This is a genomic window from Solirubrobacter soli DSM 22325 (assembly GCF_000423665.1).
Classification (GTDB): domain Bacteria; phylum Actinomycetota; class Thermoleophilia; order Solirubrobacterales; family Solirubrobacteraceae; genus Solirubrobacter; species Solirubrobacter soli.
This window is the reverse complement of the sequence record NZ_KE384070.1, coordinates 442,972-459,408: the sequence shown is the minus strand read 5'-3', so window position 1 is coordinate 459,408 and position 16,437 is coordinate 442,972. Positions and strand designations below refer to the sequence as shown.

Sequence of the window (16,437 nt, the reverse complement as noted above, 5' to 3'; positions counted from 1 at the left end):
GCGCGGGGAGACGCGGCGTCAGTCTCCGACGCACGCGGTGACACGGCGGGCGGCTCCGACTCGGGACGGCTGACGCGCGGAGACGCGGCGTCAGTGTCCGACGGGCGCGGCTCGGCGTGCGGGGACGCGATGTCGGGGGCCGCCTCGACGTGAACGCCGGCGGCGTCGGGCCCCGAGGCGGGCGGCTCGGCCTGCGGAGGCGCTTGGGGGACGTCCGGCTCGGCCTGCGGAGGCGCTTGGGGGACGTCCGACTCGGTCGGCTCGAGACGCGGCGGTGTGGGATCGGGGGCGGTCGCGGGGTGCGCGGACGCGGCGTGGGGGTGCGCGACGGGCCGCTCCGACGTGGGACGCTCGGGCGAATGGGACGCGGCCTCGGGGTGCGCCACGGGCCGCGCGGACTCGGAGCGCTCGGCAGGCGCCGATGCACTGTGCGGATGTGGCGCTTGCGCGGTGGCACCGCGGGGGTCTGAGCGCGCGGTGTGGTCAGTGGAAGCCGGTGGGCGGCCCGATGGGGATGGGCGGTCGCCTCGGACCGGGAGGGTTGGGGCGGGGGTGCCTGGGTCCAGGAGTTCTGGGGGTGGGTCGAACGGGGAGGCGACGGCGGGCCAGATGAGGTCGGCGCCCGGGGCGAGGAGGCGGGTGGCGATGCGCCCGAAGAGGTCAGTCACCGGCGAGGCGCTCCACGTACTGGCGGCGACGGCGGGAGGAGAGGGTGAGGACGTGGTCTTCGGTCCAGCCGTAGCCCTTGGCGAGGTGGTGGATCTCGTCGAGGAGGTGGGAGCTCGAGGTGGCGAGCTCGCGCCAGAGGTAGTGGACGATGTCGAGGACGGGCGACCACTCCAGTGAGCAGCCGGCGCAGGCGAGGGGCACGCGGAGCTCGCAGCCCGGGTCGGCGGCGAGGAGGGCTTCGCCGACGGCTGCCACAACGGTGTCGGGGACGTCCAGCGGGTCGACCGGATCGCCCGCGTAGGAGGCGTGCGTGACGCACGCAGAGATCAGCGCGGCACGGGCCGAGGCGACGTCGCGGCACCGGGCGGCGGCGGCCAGGGCGAAGCCGTCGACGGCGCGCGCCTCGACCGCCCAGGCGCCGTCCACGACCCGCACCGCGACGGGCGGGCTCTCATCCAGCGCCGGCACGCCGAGATGCCCCCGTGGGATCGCGACCGACAACGTCAACCCACAGTCCGGGCACTTGACGCGCGACACCAGCACATCGCCGTAGGTGCCACAGCGCAGCGCGAGCACCCACGCGTCGCGCTGCCCCAGGGTGAGCTCGTCGAGCGGCCGCGCGTCGCCGACGGCGGCGGCGAGCATGAGCCGGCCGCGCGCCGCGGCGTCGGCGGACTCAGCCGCGTCGACGAGGTCGAGGAGCTGTGCCGCCGACAGGCCGATTGCCGATGCCACCGCCGCCCGCTAGGAGGTCGCGGTGCCCGGTGTGTAGGTCACGCTGGTGTCGCGGTCCCATCCCTCGTGCTCGATGGTCATGCTGGCGAGGGCAACGACGTTGGCCTCGCCGCTGAGGTCGGGCATGGCGGTGTACTCGCTCGGCCAGCAGTGGTAGAGGTTGTACCGGATGGCAAGGATGCCCTGCTGGTCGTAGAGCTCGATCTGCATGGGCTTGCGGAACGTGGCGAGCTGGGTCTCGTTGCCCAGCTTCTGGGTGTTCGGGTAGTTCCACATCAGGTTGGCCCAGTCCTCGAACGCGGTGTCGGTGGTGATGCCACGTTCCAGGCGCACCGGCTCGTAGTCGGTCTGGCCGGGGATCTTGAGGGCGCTCTGGGGCTGGCCGCCGGCGTGGAAGGAGACCACGGCCGTCCGGCGGGTGAGCCCGCTCACGCTCGTCACGGCGGCGACGTAGTTGCCGTCCCACTTGACGAGGAAGTTGTAGGTGAGGAACGGGTTGACGACCTCGGTGGTCAGGGTTGGTGGCATTGCGGCTCTCCCCTAGCTCGCGCTCGACGCGGCTTCGATCGTGATGTTCAACATGACGAACTCCGCCGGATCGACCGGCGCGAAACTGACATTCACATTCACCACACCGGCAAGCTGGTCCAACGTCGACGTCGTCGTCGCATCACACACCACCTGATACGCCGCCGCCGCCGTCGCCCCCGCAAACGCCCCCTGACCAAACAACCCCGCCATGAACGACGTCACCTCAACACTCACCGACGACCACAACGCCGGCCCATTGGGCTCAAACACCGCCCACCGCAACGACTGCGACAACGACTGCTCGATGAAATCCGCCAACCGCCGCGACGACACATACTTAAACGCCGACCCCGCCAAATCCGACCCCGCCAACGTCCGCGCACCCCACACCACAGACCCATACAACGGAAACGTCCGCAGACAATTGATCCCGGACGGATTGAGCTCCCCGTTGGGCACGTCGCCGAAGACGTCGGTCAAGCCGTTGACGCCCGCCAGCGCGGCGGTCGTCCCGGCCGGCGCCTTCCACACGCCCCGTGTGACATCGGTCGTCGCGTAGACCCCCGCCACGGTCCCGGACGGCGGCACCGCCTTCGGGTACTGCGTCACCGGGTCGGTGATCTCGAGCCACGGGTAGTAGACCGCCGCGGCGACGTTGTCCGGGCCGAGGAAGCCGCCGTTGGCCCACTTCAGCAGGGCCGTGAGGCCGTCGGTGCCGGCCACGCTCTGGCCGCTCGGCGCCGGCGGGTCGACGAGCAGGAACGCCTGCCGCGCCTCGCAGTAGGAATGCACCTGCCCGAACACGGTCGCGTTCCACACGAGGTCCGGGATGCACATGATGTTGAAGACCGCGGGCGCGATCTGATCCAGCAGCCCGCCCGCCACCACCGCGGCCTCGACCGCCGACACGAGTGAATTGTCGTTGAACGTGCCGTCGGTGCCGTTGAGCGGAGCGGGCGTCGCGAGCCCCGTCCCGGTCGCGGCCGCGGCCGTCACGAGGCTCGATCCGTTGTCGATCACCGCCGCCATGTCGGACGAGGTGAGCGGCGTCCCGTCGGCGTGCGTGAGCGCGATGTTCGGGATCGTCTCGATCGCGGGCGGCGGGCTCGGGTTGTTGCCCTTCACGTACGTGGAGACGACGAAGTCCACGTGGGTCTTGCTCCCCATCGACGGGTTGAACGCGACCGCGACCGACGCGCTCCAGGCGCCGGGCCCGTTGGCCGTGATCTCCAGCTGCCCGTCTCCGGTCGGCGAGTCGATCAGCACCTTGCCGGGTGTCGCGCCGGGCGCGGGGAGCCGAACGATCCAGGCGCCGATGCCACCGTTCTGGAAGAACTGCCAGACGCCGTAGGCGGCCAGCGACGACGTCTCGCTGAGCGCGCCGAACACGCTCGCGAACTCCGGCCAGCTGGTGACGAGCACCGCCGAAGAGATCGGTCCCTGCGGGAAGTCCCCGAGGAACGCGGTGAGGTTGGTGGTCGCGGGCGTGACGCTGCGCGGGATCGCCTGGGTCTCTGAGAGATAGACGCCCGGGTAGGTCGGGGTGACGGCCATGACGGCGGACTCCTTTGCCTACGAGGCGGCTGCGGCCGCGACGATCGTGATGTTCAACATGACGAACTCCGCCGGATCGACCGGCGCGAAACTGACATTCACATTCACCACACCCGCCAACTGATCCAACGTCGACGTCGTCGACGCATCACACACCACCTGATACGCCGCCGCCGCCGTGCCCCCCGCAAACGCCCCCTGACCAAACAACCCCGCCATGAACGACGTCACCTCAACACTCACCGACGACCACAACGCCGGCCCATTGGGCTCAAACACCGCCCACCGCAACGACTGCGACAACGACTGCTCGATGAAATCCGCCAACCGCCGCGACGACACATACTTAAACGCCGACCCCGCCAAATCCGACCCCGCCAACGTCCGCGCACCCCACACCACAGACCCATACAACGGAAACGTCCGCAAGCAATTGACACCGGCGGGATTGAGCTGGCCGGAGATCTCGTCGGTCACGAGGCTCTCGAGCGCGCTGACACCGCGCAGCGCGGCCGTCGTCCCCGCCGGCGCCTTCCACACGCCGCGCGCGACGTCCGTGGCGGCGTAGACGCCCGCGATCGTCCCCGACGGCGGCAGCAGCTTCGGCAGCTGCGTCACGGGGTCGCTGATCTGCACCCACGGGAAGTACGTCGCCCCGGCCACGTTGTCCGGCCCCAGGAAGCTCTCCGCCCAACTCGCCATCGAGTCGCCGGTCTGGCCCTGCGGCGGGTCGACGAGGATGAACGCCTGCCGCGGCGCGCAGAACTCCTGCGCGGTCGCGTACGTGCCCGCGTCCCATGGCAGGTCGGGAATGCACAGCAGGTTGAACACCTGCGGCGCGATCCGGTCCAGGCGCGCGCCCGGCTCGAGCTCCGCGTCGACGGCGCTCGCGAACGTCACGAGCTTCTTCGGCGGCGTCGCGTCCGGCGTCGGCGGCGCGCCGCCCGCGTCGGCCACAGGGGCGCTCTCCTGCGGCGGGACGTCCCAGGCACCGTCGACGCCGCCCTGAAGCGTCGCGGACGGCGTGCCCTTGGTGGCCTTGCTGGGAGCCGCCGTCACCGAGGTGGCGGTCGCGTTGATCGCCGCCGCCATCTGCGCCTGCAGCGCCGACACGGCCGCGGTGCCGGAGGTCGAGGCCGGTGCGCTGATGCCGCTGACCGTCTCGACCGTCGTATTGGTCGACGAGTTCGAGATGACCAGGTCGACGTGGTCCGCGTCGGGATAGGCGCTCGGCCCTGACTGCTGGAAGGTCGCCACCAGCGTGTTGGTGGCCCAGCTCCCGGGGCTCGACGCGGTCAGGTCGAGTGTGGCGGCCGCGACGTTCGGCGGGGCGATCGTCGCCGTCGCCGGCGTCGCCGGCGTGCCCGCCCCGATCGGCGCCACACGCACGATCCACGCACCGATCCCGCCGTTGAGGAAGAACTGATAGGCCGCGTACGCGGCGTTCGACGACTTCGGACCGAGCCCGCCGTAGAGCGACACGAATTCCGGCCACGACGACACGAGCACCGCCTCGGTCGTCGACCCCTTCGGGAACTCGCCGATGATCGCCGTCAGGTTCGTCGTCGCGGGCACGACGCCATGCGGGATCGACGCCGTCTCGCTGATGTACACGCCGGGGTACGTGGGAGTGACAGCCATGCGTGGGTTCCCTTGGTCGGGGTGAGCTCGGTCGCCACCGCGCGAGCGGCGGGCAGGGGGTCACGTCGTCGACACGTTCAGCGGATCCTTCTCGTTCCGCAGACCATCATTGGACTGCAGTGCAGGCCGCTCCGAATGCCGAGCTAACCACGCCCGGGACCCACGGTCAAGCCGTTTCTCACCACGCGCACCCGAACGCACACGAGCGCGATCCGGTGCCACGTTGCACCGCTTTTGAGTTCTTGATCGAACGCTGACAACGCCGCGACCGGGCCCGCCCGGCACAATCCCCGGCGATGATCGACCTCGCCGCAGTTGGACTCGACACCGCCGCCATGGACCAGGCCCGCGACCGCCAGGGCCAGCTCGTCAAGCCGCCCGGCAGCCTCGGCCGGCTCGAGGAGCTCGCGATCTGGCTCGCCGGAGCGACGGGCGAGGCACGCCCCGCGGTCCGCGCCCGCGTCGTCGTCGCGGCCGCCGACCACGGCGTGTCCGGCGTCAGCGCCTACCCGCGCGAGGTGACCGCGCAGATGCTCGCCACGTTCCTCTCCGGCGGCGGCGCCGTGTCCGTACTCGCACGCGAGACGGGCGCCGAGCTCGTGTGCGTCGACGCGGGCGTCGACGCCGACACCTCCGGTCTGGACGTGGTCCGCACCGGCCTGGCCCCGAGCGCGGATCTCACCAAAGAGCCCGCGCTGTCCGCCGCGGATGTCACGACCGCGATCGACACCGGCCGCGAGCTCGCCGCCCGCGCCCGCGAGGACGGCATGACCGTGCTGATCGGCGGCGAGATGGGGATCGGCAACACGACGCCGGCGACGTGCCTCGCCTGCTGGCTCACCGACGGCGACCCGTACGCACTCACCGGGCCCGGGACGGGGCTGGACCCCGAAGGCGTGCGCCGCAAGGCCGGCGTGGTCGCCGCCGCGCTCGCGCGCCACTCCCCGAGCACGCCGCTCGAGGCGCTCGCCAGCTTCGGCGGCGGGGAGATCGCGGTCCTCACCGGTCTCGCGCTGGGCGCGGGCGAGCACGGCCTCGGCTACATCTGCGACGGGCTGATCGCCACCGCGGCGGCGGCGGTCGCGGCGGGCATCGACCCCGATCTCAAGCCCCGCCTGCTGGCCGGCCACCGCTCGCCCGAGCCCGCCCACACCCGCCTGCTCGAGCACCTGGGCCTCGACCCCGTCCTCGAGCTGCGGATGCGGCTCGGCGAGGCCAGCGGCGCGGTCGCCGCCCTCGCGGTCCTCCGGCTCGCCGCGGCCACCCACGACGGCATGCTCACGTTCGCCGAGGCGGGCGTCAGCGAGGAGTGAGGAGAGCGAGCAGGTCCGCGAGCGGGCGGACCATGTCGACCGCGTCGGGCTCCAGCAGGTGCTGGAGCTGGAGCCCGTCCATCACCGCGATCAGCAGGACCGCGAGGCGCTCCGGCTCGATCGCGGCGCTCAGCGTCCCGGCGTCCTGCTCGGCCGCGATCTGCCCGCTCATGTGGGTGCGCACCACGCGGTAGCGATCGACGAACCGATCGTGGCCCGGATGGTCACCGTTAACGCTTTCGGCCGCGAGCACCGTGAACAGCCGGACCAGCTCCGGGCGGTCCTGGTTGTGGCTCACGAGGGTCACCAGCGCGTCGGCGAGCCCGTGCGAGCTCTCGAACATCTCCTCCATCCACGCGCTGTTCTCGGTGTGGCGGAGTTCGAGCACGCCGAGCAGGAGCTGGACCTTCGACGGGAAGTAGTGCAACAGGCCTTGGCGGGTCATTCCCACCGCCTCCGCGACCGCGTCCAATGACGCGCCCCGGTAACCCTGGGTCGAGAAGATGTCCATCGCGGCCCGCAGCACCCGCTCGCGCTGCGTGCGGCCGCGCTCGGTCTCGGTCGGTCGGGCGCGCGTCATTAACAACACGGTAAACGGTCCTGGACAGCCGACCTACAGGTAGGTAGGGTCGCGCCATGAGTGACTCGTGCCACCGCCAGTGGACACAGGAGCGCTCGTGATCGAGGATTTTGCTCCAAGCACGCGGAACGCGAACCGGGTGCGGTTGCTGCAGGCGCTGCTCCATGGCCCCGGCCGGAGCCGGGCTGAGCTCGGTCGCGCGCTCGGGCTTTCGCGCGCGACGATCACGGCGGTCCTGCTTGACCTCGAACGCGCCGGGATGGTCGAACAGGCCGCCGACGGCCCGGAGGAGCGTCCGCGCTCCAACGGCCGGCCGCCGCTGCAGGTCTCGCTCGCGCCCAGCGCGGCGTACGCGGTGGGGCTGGACTTCGGCCACCGCCACGTCCGCGCCGCGGTGTGCGACCTGGGCGGGCGGATCATCTCGGACCGCTACACGGCGTTCGACGTCGACGAGGCGCCGCTCGACGGGTTCGAGCTGGCCGGCGAGCTGACCGAGCAGGTGCTCGGCGAGGCCCAGGTCGACCCGCGGCACGTGATCGGCGTGGGGGTCGGCCTGCCCGCTCCCCTCGACGCCGCGACCGGCCTCGTGCACGCCGACGGCATCCTGCCGAGTTGGCGCGGGATCCAGCCCGCCCGCGAGCTGGAGTCGCGACTCCGCCTGCCGGTCCACCTCGAGAACGACGCCAACGCGGGCGCCATGGGCGAGCACCTCTTCGGCGCCGGCCGCGGCGTCGAGAACCTCGCCTACGTGCAGGTCTCCGCCGGCATCGGCCTCGGGCTGATCCTCAACGGCACGCCCTACCGCGGCGTGGCCGGCGTGGCGGGCGAGCTCGGCCACCTCGCCATGGACGACGACGGCCTGATCTGCCGCTGCGGCAATCGCGGCTGCCTCGAGACCGTCGCCAACACGATCGCGCTCACCAACCTGCTGAGCCGCAGCCGCGGTGAAGAGGTCACATTGCCGCGGCTGATCGAGCTCGTCCGCGCGGGCGACCGCGGCGCACGCCGCGCCGTCGCCGACGCCGGCGAGGCCGTCGGCACCGCGCTCGCCGCCGCGATCAACCTGCTCAACCCGGAGTTGGTCGTCATCGGCGGGGAGCTCGCGGCCGCCGGCGACGTGCTGATCGACCCGATCCGCGCCGCGATCGAGCGCCGCGTGATCGCCCCCGCCGCGGGGAGCCTGCGGGTCGTGCCGAGCTCGCTCGGCGAGCGCGCCGAGGTCACCGGCGCCGCGGCGATGCAGCTCACCCGCGCCCCGCATGCGCTGGCCGAGCGGCTCAACGCCCGCGCCGCGTAGAACGCGAAAGGGCGCGCCGGCCGAAGCCGACGCGCCCTTTCAACGCAGGGGCGGCGCGCCGCGAACGGCGCGCCGCCCTTCAGATCACGGCGTCGTGGTGGACAGCGTGAACGTCAGCGTCTTCGAGTAGCTGCCGGTGCGCAGCGCGTCGGAGGCGCCGATCGCCTGCTCGAACGAGACCGTCACCGTGTCGTTGGACTTCGGTGCGGCGTAGGTGAGCAGGGTGGTCGGGTTGGACGAGCCGCCGACGGCCGCGAAGGCACCGCCGGTGCCACCCGCGCTCGCTGCCTTGGCCGTGAGGGCCGAAGGCAGCGAGAACGTGCCGTTGACCAGGCGGCCGGTGGCGACCGAGCTCGGGTCGGAGACGCTCAACAACGCGTCACCGGCGGTCGAGATCACGTTGGCGGTCGTGGACGCGGTGTACGTCTTCGCCACGCCCGGGGTGAACGCGCCGAACGAAGCGGCCGTCCCCAGCGAGAGCGCCAGCGTCGGGGACACGCTGCCCCCGGCGGAGCCAGGCGCGCTGACCTCCTGGACCGTCACGCCGTTGCCGGCGAACTCGAGGTAGTTGAGGTTGACCACGTTGGCGCCCGTCTGGCCGCCGGTGACGAGCCGGAACGTCACGAACAGCTCGTGGCGACCGGACGAGGCGATCGGCGTGGAGCTGGTCGCCCACACCCCGGTGCCGCCCGTCGATGCCAGGTTCGCGGTCGCGATGACCGGACCGGTGATCGAGTCCTCGCGGATGTCGACCGCCGCCAGCGGCGAGCCTGCCGTGCGGCCGGCGGTGCCGTCGGAGTAGCGGAACGACACGCTGTTGATCTGGAACAGGTTGAACGGGCCGTTGAGCTGCAGCCAGTCACCCGCCGTGATCGCGCTGCGGTGCACGCCGCCACCGACCGGGTCGGTGTTGCTCGCCGTCGCCGTGCCGTTCTGGTTGACGACGAACTCGACCTCCTGGTGCTTCTGGCGGATCTGGATCTGGGAGGTCGTGGTCAGCGGCGGAGCGGCCGCGTTGGCGCCCTGGCCGCCCTTGTCGGTGTAGGTCGCCGAGACGACGCCGAACACGTTGCCGCCGTGGCTGACGTCGGCCGCATCCGTCTGCAGGAAGCCCGTGCAGCCGGCGGCCGAGCCCTCGGCGTGACCGTGCGTGTCGTGACCGAGCACGAACGTGGTCACGATGTCGGTGCAGTTGATCGACGGATCCTCAGGATCGGTGACCGAGACCTTGTACTGGATCTTGTCGCCGAAGGAGAACAGGCCGCCGTCGATCGGGCCGGTGACCGTGACGGTCGGGCTCGTGTTGCCGGCGGTGATGATCGTCGACAGCGTCGAGGTCTGACCGGAGGAGTCGATGACCTTCAGGATGGCCGTGTAGCGGCCGGCCTTCGTGTACACGTGCGACGGATCGGGCTCGGTGGAGAGCGGCGAGCCGTCGCCGAAGTCCCACTCGAAGCGGATCGAGTCACCCGGATCGGCGTCGGTGGACGCCGAGCCCTTGAACTGGATCGTCAGCGGCAGGGCGCCGTCGGTCTTGTTGGTCGTGAGCACGGCCTTCGGAGCACGCTGGCCCTTGACGTACTGCCACTTGTACATGCCCGCGTCCGGGTTGATGGCGAAGAAGCCATCGCCGTACGTGAGCAGGTACAGGTCGCCGTCGGCCCCGAACTGCAGGTCCTCGGGGTTGTCGCACTCGAAGTCGAACAGCGGAGTGGCGAGGTTCGCCTGGCCGCAGTCGAGCGTGTTGTTGATCTTGAAGATCCGGTTCTGCGAGTCGAGCTTGATCTCGCGCAGCGTGTCCTGGGTGAACTCGCCGAGGAAGACCGAGTTGTCGAAGTAGGCCGGGAACTTCTTGGTGTTGGTGTTCGCGGGGTCGAAGTGGTACTTCGCCGCGCCGTGCGGGCCGACGCCACCGGTGTACAGATCCGGGAACAGGCGCGGGCACTCGGTCGTCGAGCCGGGAGCGGTCGGACCGGGGGTCATCGCGTAGTAACCGGCGCACGGCGTGCCGAGCGGGGTCGTCGCGTTGTTGTCGCGGTACGAGTACCAGATGTCCGGATCGCTGACCGGAGGCGTGAGCGCGAGGCCGGCCTCGAAGCCCGGGCCGCCGTCCTTCACCCAGCGCGACTCGTTGGGCAGGCCGTCGGTGCGACCGCAGTCGTTCGACGGCGGATCGGTCGCCGGGATGCCGACGGTCGTGGTGCCGGGAGCGAACTCGTTGAACTCCCACTTGTTGTAACCCAGCTTGCTGGAGTAGCAGAGCGGATAGCCGTAGTTGGACGGCTTGCGCACGATCTCCATCCGGCCGGTGCCGGCCGGGCCACGGCCGCGCTGCTGCGTCTGCGAGTCGGGCGAGTAGTCGGTGATGTAGGCGACGTTGTTCTCGTCGACCTGGATGCGGTACGGGTTGCGGAAGCCCATCGCGTAGATCTCGGGACGGAACTTCGCGTCGTAGTTGGCCTGCCCGGCGACGGCCGGGTAGTTGGCCTTCGCGTAGGCGGCGAGGTTGCCGGACGGGATCGTGTACGCGCCCGTGCCGGAGCCGGTGTCGGCCTTGTTGGCATCGGCGGCGCCGATGTTGTCCTTGACCTTGATCCGGAGGATCTTGCCGCGGAGGTCGTTGGTGTTGGTCGTCGAGCGACGATCGTCACCGGTCGGGCGCGCGTACATGCCGCCGTCCAGCGGCTGGGTGCCCAGCGCGCCGTTGGCCGCGGTGGCCATCGCGGCGACCGCCGTCGGGCTCGAGCCCGTCAGGCCCGCGCCGTTGGCGGTGATCAACGGCTGATCCTTGTGCGAGAGCGCGCGGCGGAAGAACACGTTGATGACACCCGTGCTCGCGTTGGCGGTCGCGGGGGTGGCGCTCGTCTGGATGTTGTCCGTGCCGACGTTCGAGAGCGCCTCCAGCGCGGCGTCGACCTGGGCCGTCGTCGCGTTGTAGGGCAGCGGAGCGGTCGTCTGGCCGTTCCACGTCAGCGTGAACGTGCCGCCCGTGGCGTTGTTGGTCCGGACCGTCTGCTGCTCGTCGGTCAGCTGGTCCTGGAACGGGCCGAAGCCGTTGGCGTTGATGCCACCGGCGGGCGTGTCGTCACCGGTGACCATCCACAGGTTGCCCGCCTTGTCGAAGTCGATGTCACCCGCGACGTGGCAGCACTCCTGCCGGTTGTTGTTGACCCGCAGGATCTGCTGCTCGGTGCTGAGGTCCAGGTGCGGACCCGACGCGTCCTCGACGAACTTGAAGCGCGAGAGCTGGAAGTAGCCCACGTACGGATCCCACGCCGTCGGCGACGACGCGAAGTTCGGCACGGTCGTGTTCGGCGTGGTCTGCGTGACGATCGCGCCCGTGGACAGCTTCACGTCGGTGACCGTCTGCGGGGCGTAGTACAGGTAGACCCACTTGTTGGTGGCGAAGTTCGGGTCCACCGCCGGGCCGTAGAGGCCGTCCTCGGAGTTGGTGTACACGCGCATCGTCTGCGGCACGGTCGCGGCGCCGAGATCGGCGATCAGCGTCGTCGTGCCGGACACGGGGTCGTGCAGGCGCACGCCGCCGCGACGGTCGGTCTGGAGGACGCGGCCATCAGGCAGCTGATCGAAGCCGATCGGCTCGTTGATGTTCGGCTGCTGCGTGAGCTTGACCTGCTGGAAGTTGGCCAGCACGGTCGCGCCGCAGTCCGAGTAGGTCGGGCTGCTCTGCCCGGTCGCCCACGAGATCGCGCCCTTCAGGTGCTCGCCCAGCTGGGCGTCGAACGCCGAGGCGCTGGTGCCGAGGGCCGTGTAGAACGAGCGGCCGCCCTGGTAGTCCTTGCAGAAGGAGACCGGGTGGTTGGCACCCATCGTGCCGCCCGCGATGCCATCGACCGTGTTGCCGGCCGGCTGGGCGCTGAACGGATCCTCGACCACGGTCGCGAGGACATGAGACTTCCCGCGGACGTCGGTCGCGAAGTTGTACCAATTCTCGGTTCGATCCCAGTACTCCGGGAGGTTCTTGGTCGCATCATGGACGCGATCGAACACCTTCACCGTGCCGGACTGCGCGCCCGCGCGGCCGGACGACCGGGTGCCGAGGATGTTCGTCATGAACTGCCAGTTCGGGTCGGTCTCCACCGCGGAGCCGATGCCCACGTAGCCGCCGCCCTTGCGGAAGTAGGCCTCGAAATTCGCGCGCTGCGCGTCGTTGAGCGGGCTGGCCATGTCCGTGTTCAGGAACACGACCGCGCGATAGCCGTCGAGCGCGGCGGGGGTGAACTGCGCGCCCACATCCGCGGGCGCGGGGGCGGTGACCGTGTAGTTGCCACTCGCGGCACCCGCCTGGATCGAGGCGATGCCGGCTGCCGACAGTGCGTCCTGCGAGCTCGTCACGACGAGCACCTTGGCCGGATCCGCGGCGGCGGCCTTCGGCCGGGCCGACGCGGTCGCCGGCACGACAAGAGCCAGGCTCATTAGAGCCAGACCCACACTTCTCCTCCTCATACACCTCTCCTTAGGCCCGTATGTCGTGCGAGCTTCTATCACCCTGTTGAGATCGAAAGCAAGGCACTCCACGAGCAAAAGATTCCCGACTTCTGTTCAGTGAACGGGCAGATCTTCGAAGTTCTGCCGAAGGATGTTCGGAACTCGGCCGTGGCCGAGAACCGCGATGCCACGGCGAGCGTTCCCGGGGACCGAATGCACACCCTGAGAGCCAGGGGTTTCACTCCTTAGCCGAAAATGAGAGCAAAGTGAGCGGTGAACCTAGCCAAAACTAGCCTTGCTTCCGAACGGAACAGGGCGTAAGTTCGGTCGACTGGGTCAGGGGCGCGCCTGCGCCCCAGAGGAGCTATGTGAGGAGTGTGAGCAGCCGTCGAGGATCGACGGTGAATTCTTGCTGCCTCACAGTGAGGAGGATGCATCGCCGTGAGCACGGATGAACTGCGCATGGACCGCCGGAAGTTCCTCGGCGGCGCCGCGGGCCTGGCGGGAGTCGCCGCCCTCGGCAGCTGGGCACCTGGGGCGTTCAGCCGCCCGGGCGGGCCGAACTCGCCGATCGTGACCAAGGCGACGATGTCGGCCCAGCACTTCTCGGTGCGCGATGCCACAGGGCGCCTGGACAAGAGCGTGATGGGCTACCTCGGCGGCCCGAACTTCCCCGAGGACCCGACCGATCTCGGTCCGCTCGTCCCGCTGCCCGGCGGGTTCGCCGCGGTGTTCCAGTACCTGGCCGAGGTCGGCTACACCGGCTTCGAGTTCTTCGGGTACACCCAGGCCGCGGGCACCCTCGGCGGCCGCCAGCCCACGACCGCGGAGATCCGCTCCTATCTGGACGCGGCCGGGATGCGCTCGGTCGGCACGCACACCGGCGGACTGGGCATGACCAACGCGACGACGCGTGCGACGCAGCTCGACATCGCCAACGTGCTCGGCCACAAGATGATCGGCACCGCCGGCGACCCGGTCACGGGCGCCAACGCGAGCCTGCTGTCGGCGTGGCAGACCGCGTGCGACCAGTACAACCAGCTCGGCGAGCTGATGTACGAGCAGTACGGCATCAAGGTCTACCTGCACGCCGAGCAGAACAACTGGCAGTTCTTCAACGACCCGGCGCACCCCGAGCTCGCGCGCAAGCACCGGATCGACTTCTTCACCGAGAACACCGACCCGCGCTACGTGTTCTTCGAGCCCGACGTCTACCACACGTACAACGCGCGCGGGCGCTTCCCCGACCCGGTCGACGGCTCGCTGTGGGACGCCGAGGGCTGGATCAAGAACAACTGGAAGCGGATGGTCGGCTGGCACATCAAGGACGCCAACCGCAGCGTCCCGGCGCCCGCTCCCCCGGGCAACCCGTTCTCCCAGACGATGACGCGCGCCGGCTTCCCGATCAACAACGGGGTCGATGCCATCTACTCGACCGAGGGTCACCTCGGCAAGGGCTACCCGTTCGATCCGGGCGCGACCGCTCCCGCCGCGAAGCCCGGTCCGGACCCGACGGTGATCGGCTTCAAGCGCCTGTTCACGGAGACCCGCTCCTACCGCGGGAAGGGGTACCTGCACCACATCGTCGAGACCGACTCGGGCATCGGCGGCGCGGCGGACCAGGGACGCTCCCTCCGGCACGCCAAGGTCAGCGCCAGGCTGCTGCTGGGGCTCAAGTAGGGCGTCATGTCCGCCCGGTTCACGACGCGGGTCGCGTTGCTGGCAGCGTGTGCGCTGCTCTGTGCGCCCGTGGCCGCGTCCGCTCACGGCGACGCGGCGAGTCACTACCTCGAGACCACTTCGCTCTACGCCGCCTTCGGCAACCAGCCGTCGGAGCAGACGGAGCTTGAGCTGATCGGTCTCCTGGACGCGGCCAAGCGGGCGCACTACCCGCTCAAGGTCGCGCTGATCGCCAACGAGACCGACGTGCTCGACATGCCCGAGATGCTCGGCAAGCCGCAGGCGTACGCCGAGTACGTCGTCGGTGCGCTCAAGGGCGTCCGCGTGGCGGTCGACGCGCCCGTGCTGGTCATCTCGCCGTCCGGGCTCGGCCTCGCAGGGCCGAAGCCGCCCGGAGGGCTCGCGGGGATCGCTCCCGCCGCCGGGGCGACCGGCGAGGACCTCGCCGTCGCCGCGAAGGCCGCCGTTCGCGCGCTCGCCACCGCGAGCGGTCATCCGCTGCCGGCCGACGTGCCGCCGGCGAAGGTCCCGCTCGTCGCGCCCAAGAGCGCGCCGAGCTCCGGGTACGGCCTCGGCGGTCTGACGCCGTTCGTCGTCTTCGCGGCCATCTTCGGGAGCGCGGTCGCGCTCTACGAGGGCCGCTCGCGGCTCGCCCGCCGCCGCGCGCACATCACGCCCACCGGAGGGGCGGCGTGATGCCCAACTACTTTGCCCAGGAGGGACACGTGTCCAAGCAGTTGATTCGCGGGCTCGCGGTGGCTCTGGCCGCCGGCGCCCTCTTCGCGCCGGCGGCCTCGGCCGCGCCGGTGCTCTACGGCGCCACCGGCGTCACGGCGCTGGACACCACACCCGCGTCGAACCTCTACACGATCAACCCGGACACCGGCGCGACCACCAGCATCGGCTCGATCGGCAAGGCCGTCACCGGCCTCGCCGTCGATGGCACCGACGGCAAGCTCTACGGCGTCACCGCGGGCGTGCAGCTCGACGGCTCCGCGCGGGATCTGCTCGCGATCAACCCGGCGACGGGCGCCTCGACGGTGATCGGCTCGCTCGGTGTCAATGAGATCGAGGACATCGCGTTCAGCCCGCTCGGTCAGCTGTACGGCTGGAACGAGACCGGCGACGACCTCTACCGGATCAACAAGGGCACGGGCGCGATCGAGAAGGTCGGCGAGTCCGGTCAGGGCGTCACCTACGGCGACGGCCTCACGTTCGACCGCAACGGCGCGCTTTGGGGCCTGCTCGACGGCGACTTCGGGCACGTCTTCAAGATCGACCCCGCCACCGGCGCGGTCACGCAGGGCGTGCACCTCAGCGGCTCGCCGAACAAGACGGGCAACATGATCTCCAGCGCCGACACCGCATGTGACGGCCTGACGGTCTACGGCGTCGTCAACGACTTCGGCGGCGCGACCAACCTCGTCACGATCGACCTGGCCACCGGCGCGATCACCAACAAGGGCGCGTCGGTGACCGCCCTGGACGCGATCGCCTGGGGCGGCTGCCCGCCGCCGCCGCAGAACACCCCGGGTGGCACGGTGCCGGCGACGCTGTCGCTCTCGCTCGGTACGACCCCGACGTTCGGGACCATCCAGCCGGGTGTGGCGAAGACCTACACGGCCTCGACCACCGCCAATGTCATCTCGACCGCGGGTGACGCGGCGCTCTCCGTCGCCGACCCGAGTTCGACCGCCACCGGCCACCTGGTCAACGGCACGTTCTCCCTGCCGGAGTTCCTCCAGGCCCGCGCCCGCAACGCCGCGAACACCGCGACGGTCTTCGCCAACGTCGGCGCTCCGCTGACCCTGCTCACCTACGGCGGCCCGATCTCCAACGACGCCGTCACGATCGAGTTCAGCCAGCTGGTCAAGGCCAACGACTCGCTCCGCACCGGCACCTACAGCAAGACGCTGACCTACACGCTGTCCACCACCACCCCGTAACACGACGAAACGAAAGCGCAGGCCCTCATGCCCAACATCGGT

Annotated in this window: 11 protein-coding genes; 5 read left to right on the top strand and 6 right to left on the bottom strand. The window is 70.4% G+C overall.

Translation table 11 applies throughout. The features are described from left to right. Window positions 1-660 precede the first annotated feature (660 nt). The 4 genes from G569_RS0134995 to G569_RS59610 are packed head-to-tail and all read right to left on the bottom strand — an operon-like array spanning window position 661 to window position 5,130. Complete coding sequence (locus tag G569_RS0134995) at window positions 661-1,404, bottom strand: hypothetical protein (RefSeq protein ID WP_028066867.1); 744 nt, start codon at window positions 1,402-1,404, stop codon at window positions 661-663. Between the two features lie 9 nt (window positions 1,405-1,413). Continuing rightward, a complete protein-coding gene (locus G569_RS0134990; RefSeq protein ID WP_028066866.1) occupies window positions 1,414-1,932 on the bottom strand; it encodes a phage tail protein in 519 nt (172 codons plus the stop codon). 12 nt (window positions 1,933-1,944) lie between these two features. Further along, window positions 1,945-3,489: a phage tail sheath family protein gene (locus tag G569_RS59615; protein WP_028066865.1), complete on the bottom strand. Its 1,545-nt coding sequence runs from the start codon at window positions 3,487-3,489 to the stop codon at window positions 1,945-1,947. Between the two features lie 18 nt (window positions 3,490-3,507). Continuing rightward, the gene (locus G569_RS59610; protein WP_084286045.1) at window positions 3,508-5,130 is read right to left on the bottom strand and encodes a phage tail sheath family protein; all 1,623 of its coding nucleotides are present in this window, start codon (window positions 5,128-5,130) and stop codon (window positions 3,508-3,510) included. A gap of 296 nt (window positions 5,131-5,426) precedes the next feature. Between G569_RS59610 and cobT the strand changes: the two genes are divergently transcribed. Next, entirely contained in the window at window positions 5,427-6,443 is a 1,017-nt protein-coding gene (cobT, locus tag G569_RS0134975; protein WP_037501199.1) for a nicotinate-nucleotide--dimethylbenzimidazole phosphoribosyltransferase, read from the top strand. Here cobT and G569_RS54130 read toward each other — a convergent pair. Then, window positions 6,430-7,023 carry a TetR/AcrR family transcriptional regulator gene (locus tag G569_RS54130; protein ID WP_053227439.1) on the bottom strand — a complete coding sequence of 198 codons (594 nt, stop codon included), beginning with the start codon at window positions 7,021-7,023 and terminating at the stop codon, window positions 6,430-6,432. The genes cobT and G569_RS54130 overlap by 14 nt on opposite strands. Before the next feature lie 139 nt (window positions 7,024-7,162). On the opposite strand from G569_RS54130, the gene G569_RS54125 reads away from it, so the two are divergent. Continuing rightward, a complete protein-coding gene (locus tag G569_RS54125) occupies window positions 7,163-8,320 on the top strand; it encodes an ROK family transcriptional regulator (protein WP_053227438.1) in 1,158 nt (385 codons plus the stop codon). 84 nt (window positions 8,321-8,404) lie between these two features. Here G569_RS54125 and G569_RS0134960 read toward each other — a convergent pair whose 3' ends face one another. Further along, the gene (locus G569_RS0134960) at window positions 8,405-12,757 is read right to left on the bottom strand and encodes a ThuA domain-containing protein (RefSeq protein ID WP_169542310.1); all 4,353 of its coding nucleotides are present in this window, start codon (window positions 12,755-12,757) and stop codon (window positions 8,405-8,407) included. Window positions 12,758-13,210: 453 nt separating this feature from the next. Between G569_RS0134960 and G569_RS0134955 the strand changes: the two genes are divergently transcribed. From G569_RS0134955 to G569_RS0134945, 3 genes are read left to right on the top strand one after another with little or no spacing between them, the layout of a single operon-like run. Beyond that, window positions 13,211-14,449, top strand: a complete 1,239-nt coding sequence (locus tag G569_RS0134955; protein WP_157592523.1) for a sugar phosphate isomerase/epimerase family protein — start codon at window positions 13,211-13,213, stop codon at window positions 14,447-14,449. Window positions 14,450-14,455: 6 nt separating this feature from the next. Beyond that, the gene (locus G569_RS0134950) at window positions 14,456-15,145 is read left to right on the top strand and encodes a hypothetical protein (protein WP_028066861.1); all 690 of its coding nucleotides are present in this window, start codon (window positions 14,456-14,458) and stop codon (window positions 15,143-15,145) included. Continuing rightward, on the top strand, window positions 15,145-16,395 hold the full coding sequence (locus G569_RS0134945) for an NHL repeat-containing protein (RefSeq protein WP_037501197.1): 1,251 nt from the start codon (window positions 15,145-15,147) through the stop codon (window positions 16,393-16,395). Before G569_RS0134950 ends, G569_RS0134945 begins: the two co-directional genes overlap by 1 nt. Window positions 16,396-16,437: the final 42 nt, after the last annotated feature.

What these genes read in the sequence shown, in the direction of transcription:
- G569_RS0134990 (WP_028066866.1), bottom strand. Translation starts at nt 1,932, where the DNA reads ATGCCACCAACCCTGACCACCGAGGTCGTCAACCCGTTCCTCACCTAC.
- G569_RS59610 (WP_084286045.1), bottom strand. Translation starts at nt 5,130, where the DNA reads ATGGCTGTCACTCCCACGTACCCCGGCGTGTACATCAGCGAGACGGCG.
- G569_RS59615 (WP_028066865.1), bottom strand. Translation starts at nt 3,489, where the DNA reads ATGGCCGTCACCCCGACCTACCCGGGCGTCTATCTCTCAGAGACCCAG.
- cobT (WP_037501199.1), top strand. Translation starts at nt 5,427, where the DNA reads ATGATCGACCTCGCCGCAGTTGGACTCGACACCGCCGCCATGGACCAG.
- G569_RS0134945 (WP_037501197.1), top strand. Translation starts at nt 15,145, where the DNA reads ATGCCCAACTACTTTGCCCAGGAGGGACACGTGTCCAAGCAGTTGATT.
- G569_RS0134960 (WP_169542310.1), bottom strand. Translation starts at nt 12,757, where the DNA reads ATGAGCCTGGCTCTTGTCGTGCCGGCGACCGCGTCGGCCCGGCCGAAG.
- G569_RS0134950 (WP_028066861.1), top strand. Translation starts at nt 14,456, where the DNA reads ATGTCCGCCCGGTTCACGACGCGGGTCGCGTTGCTGGCAGCGTGTGCG.
- G569_RS54130 (WP_053227439.1), bottom strand. Translation starts at nt 7,023, where the DNA reads ATGACGCGCGCCCGACCGACCGAGACCGAGCGCGGCCGCACGCAGCGC.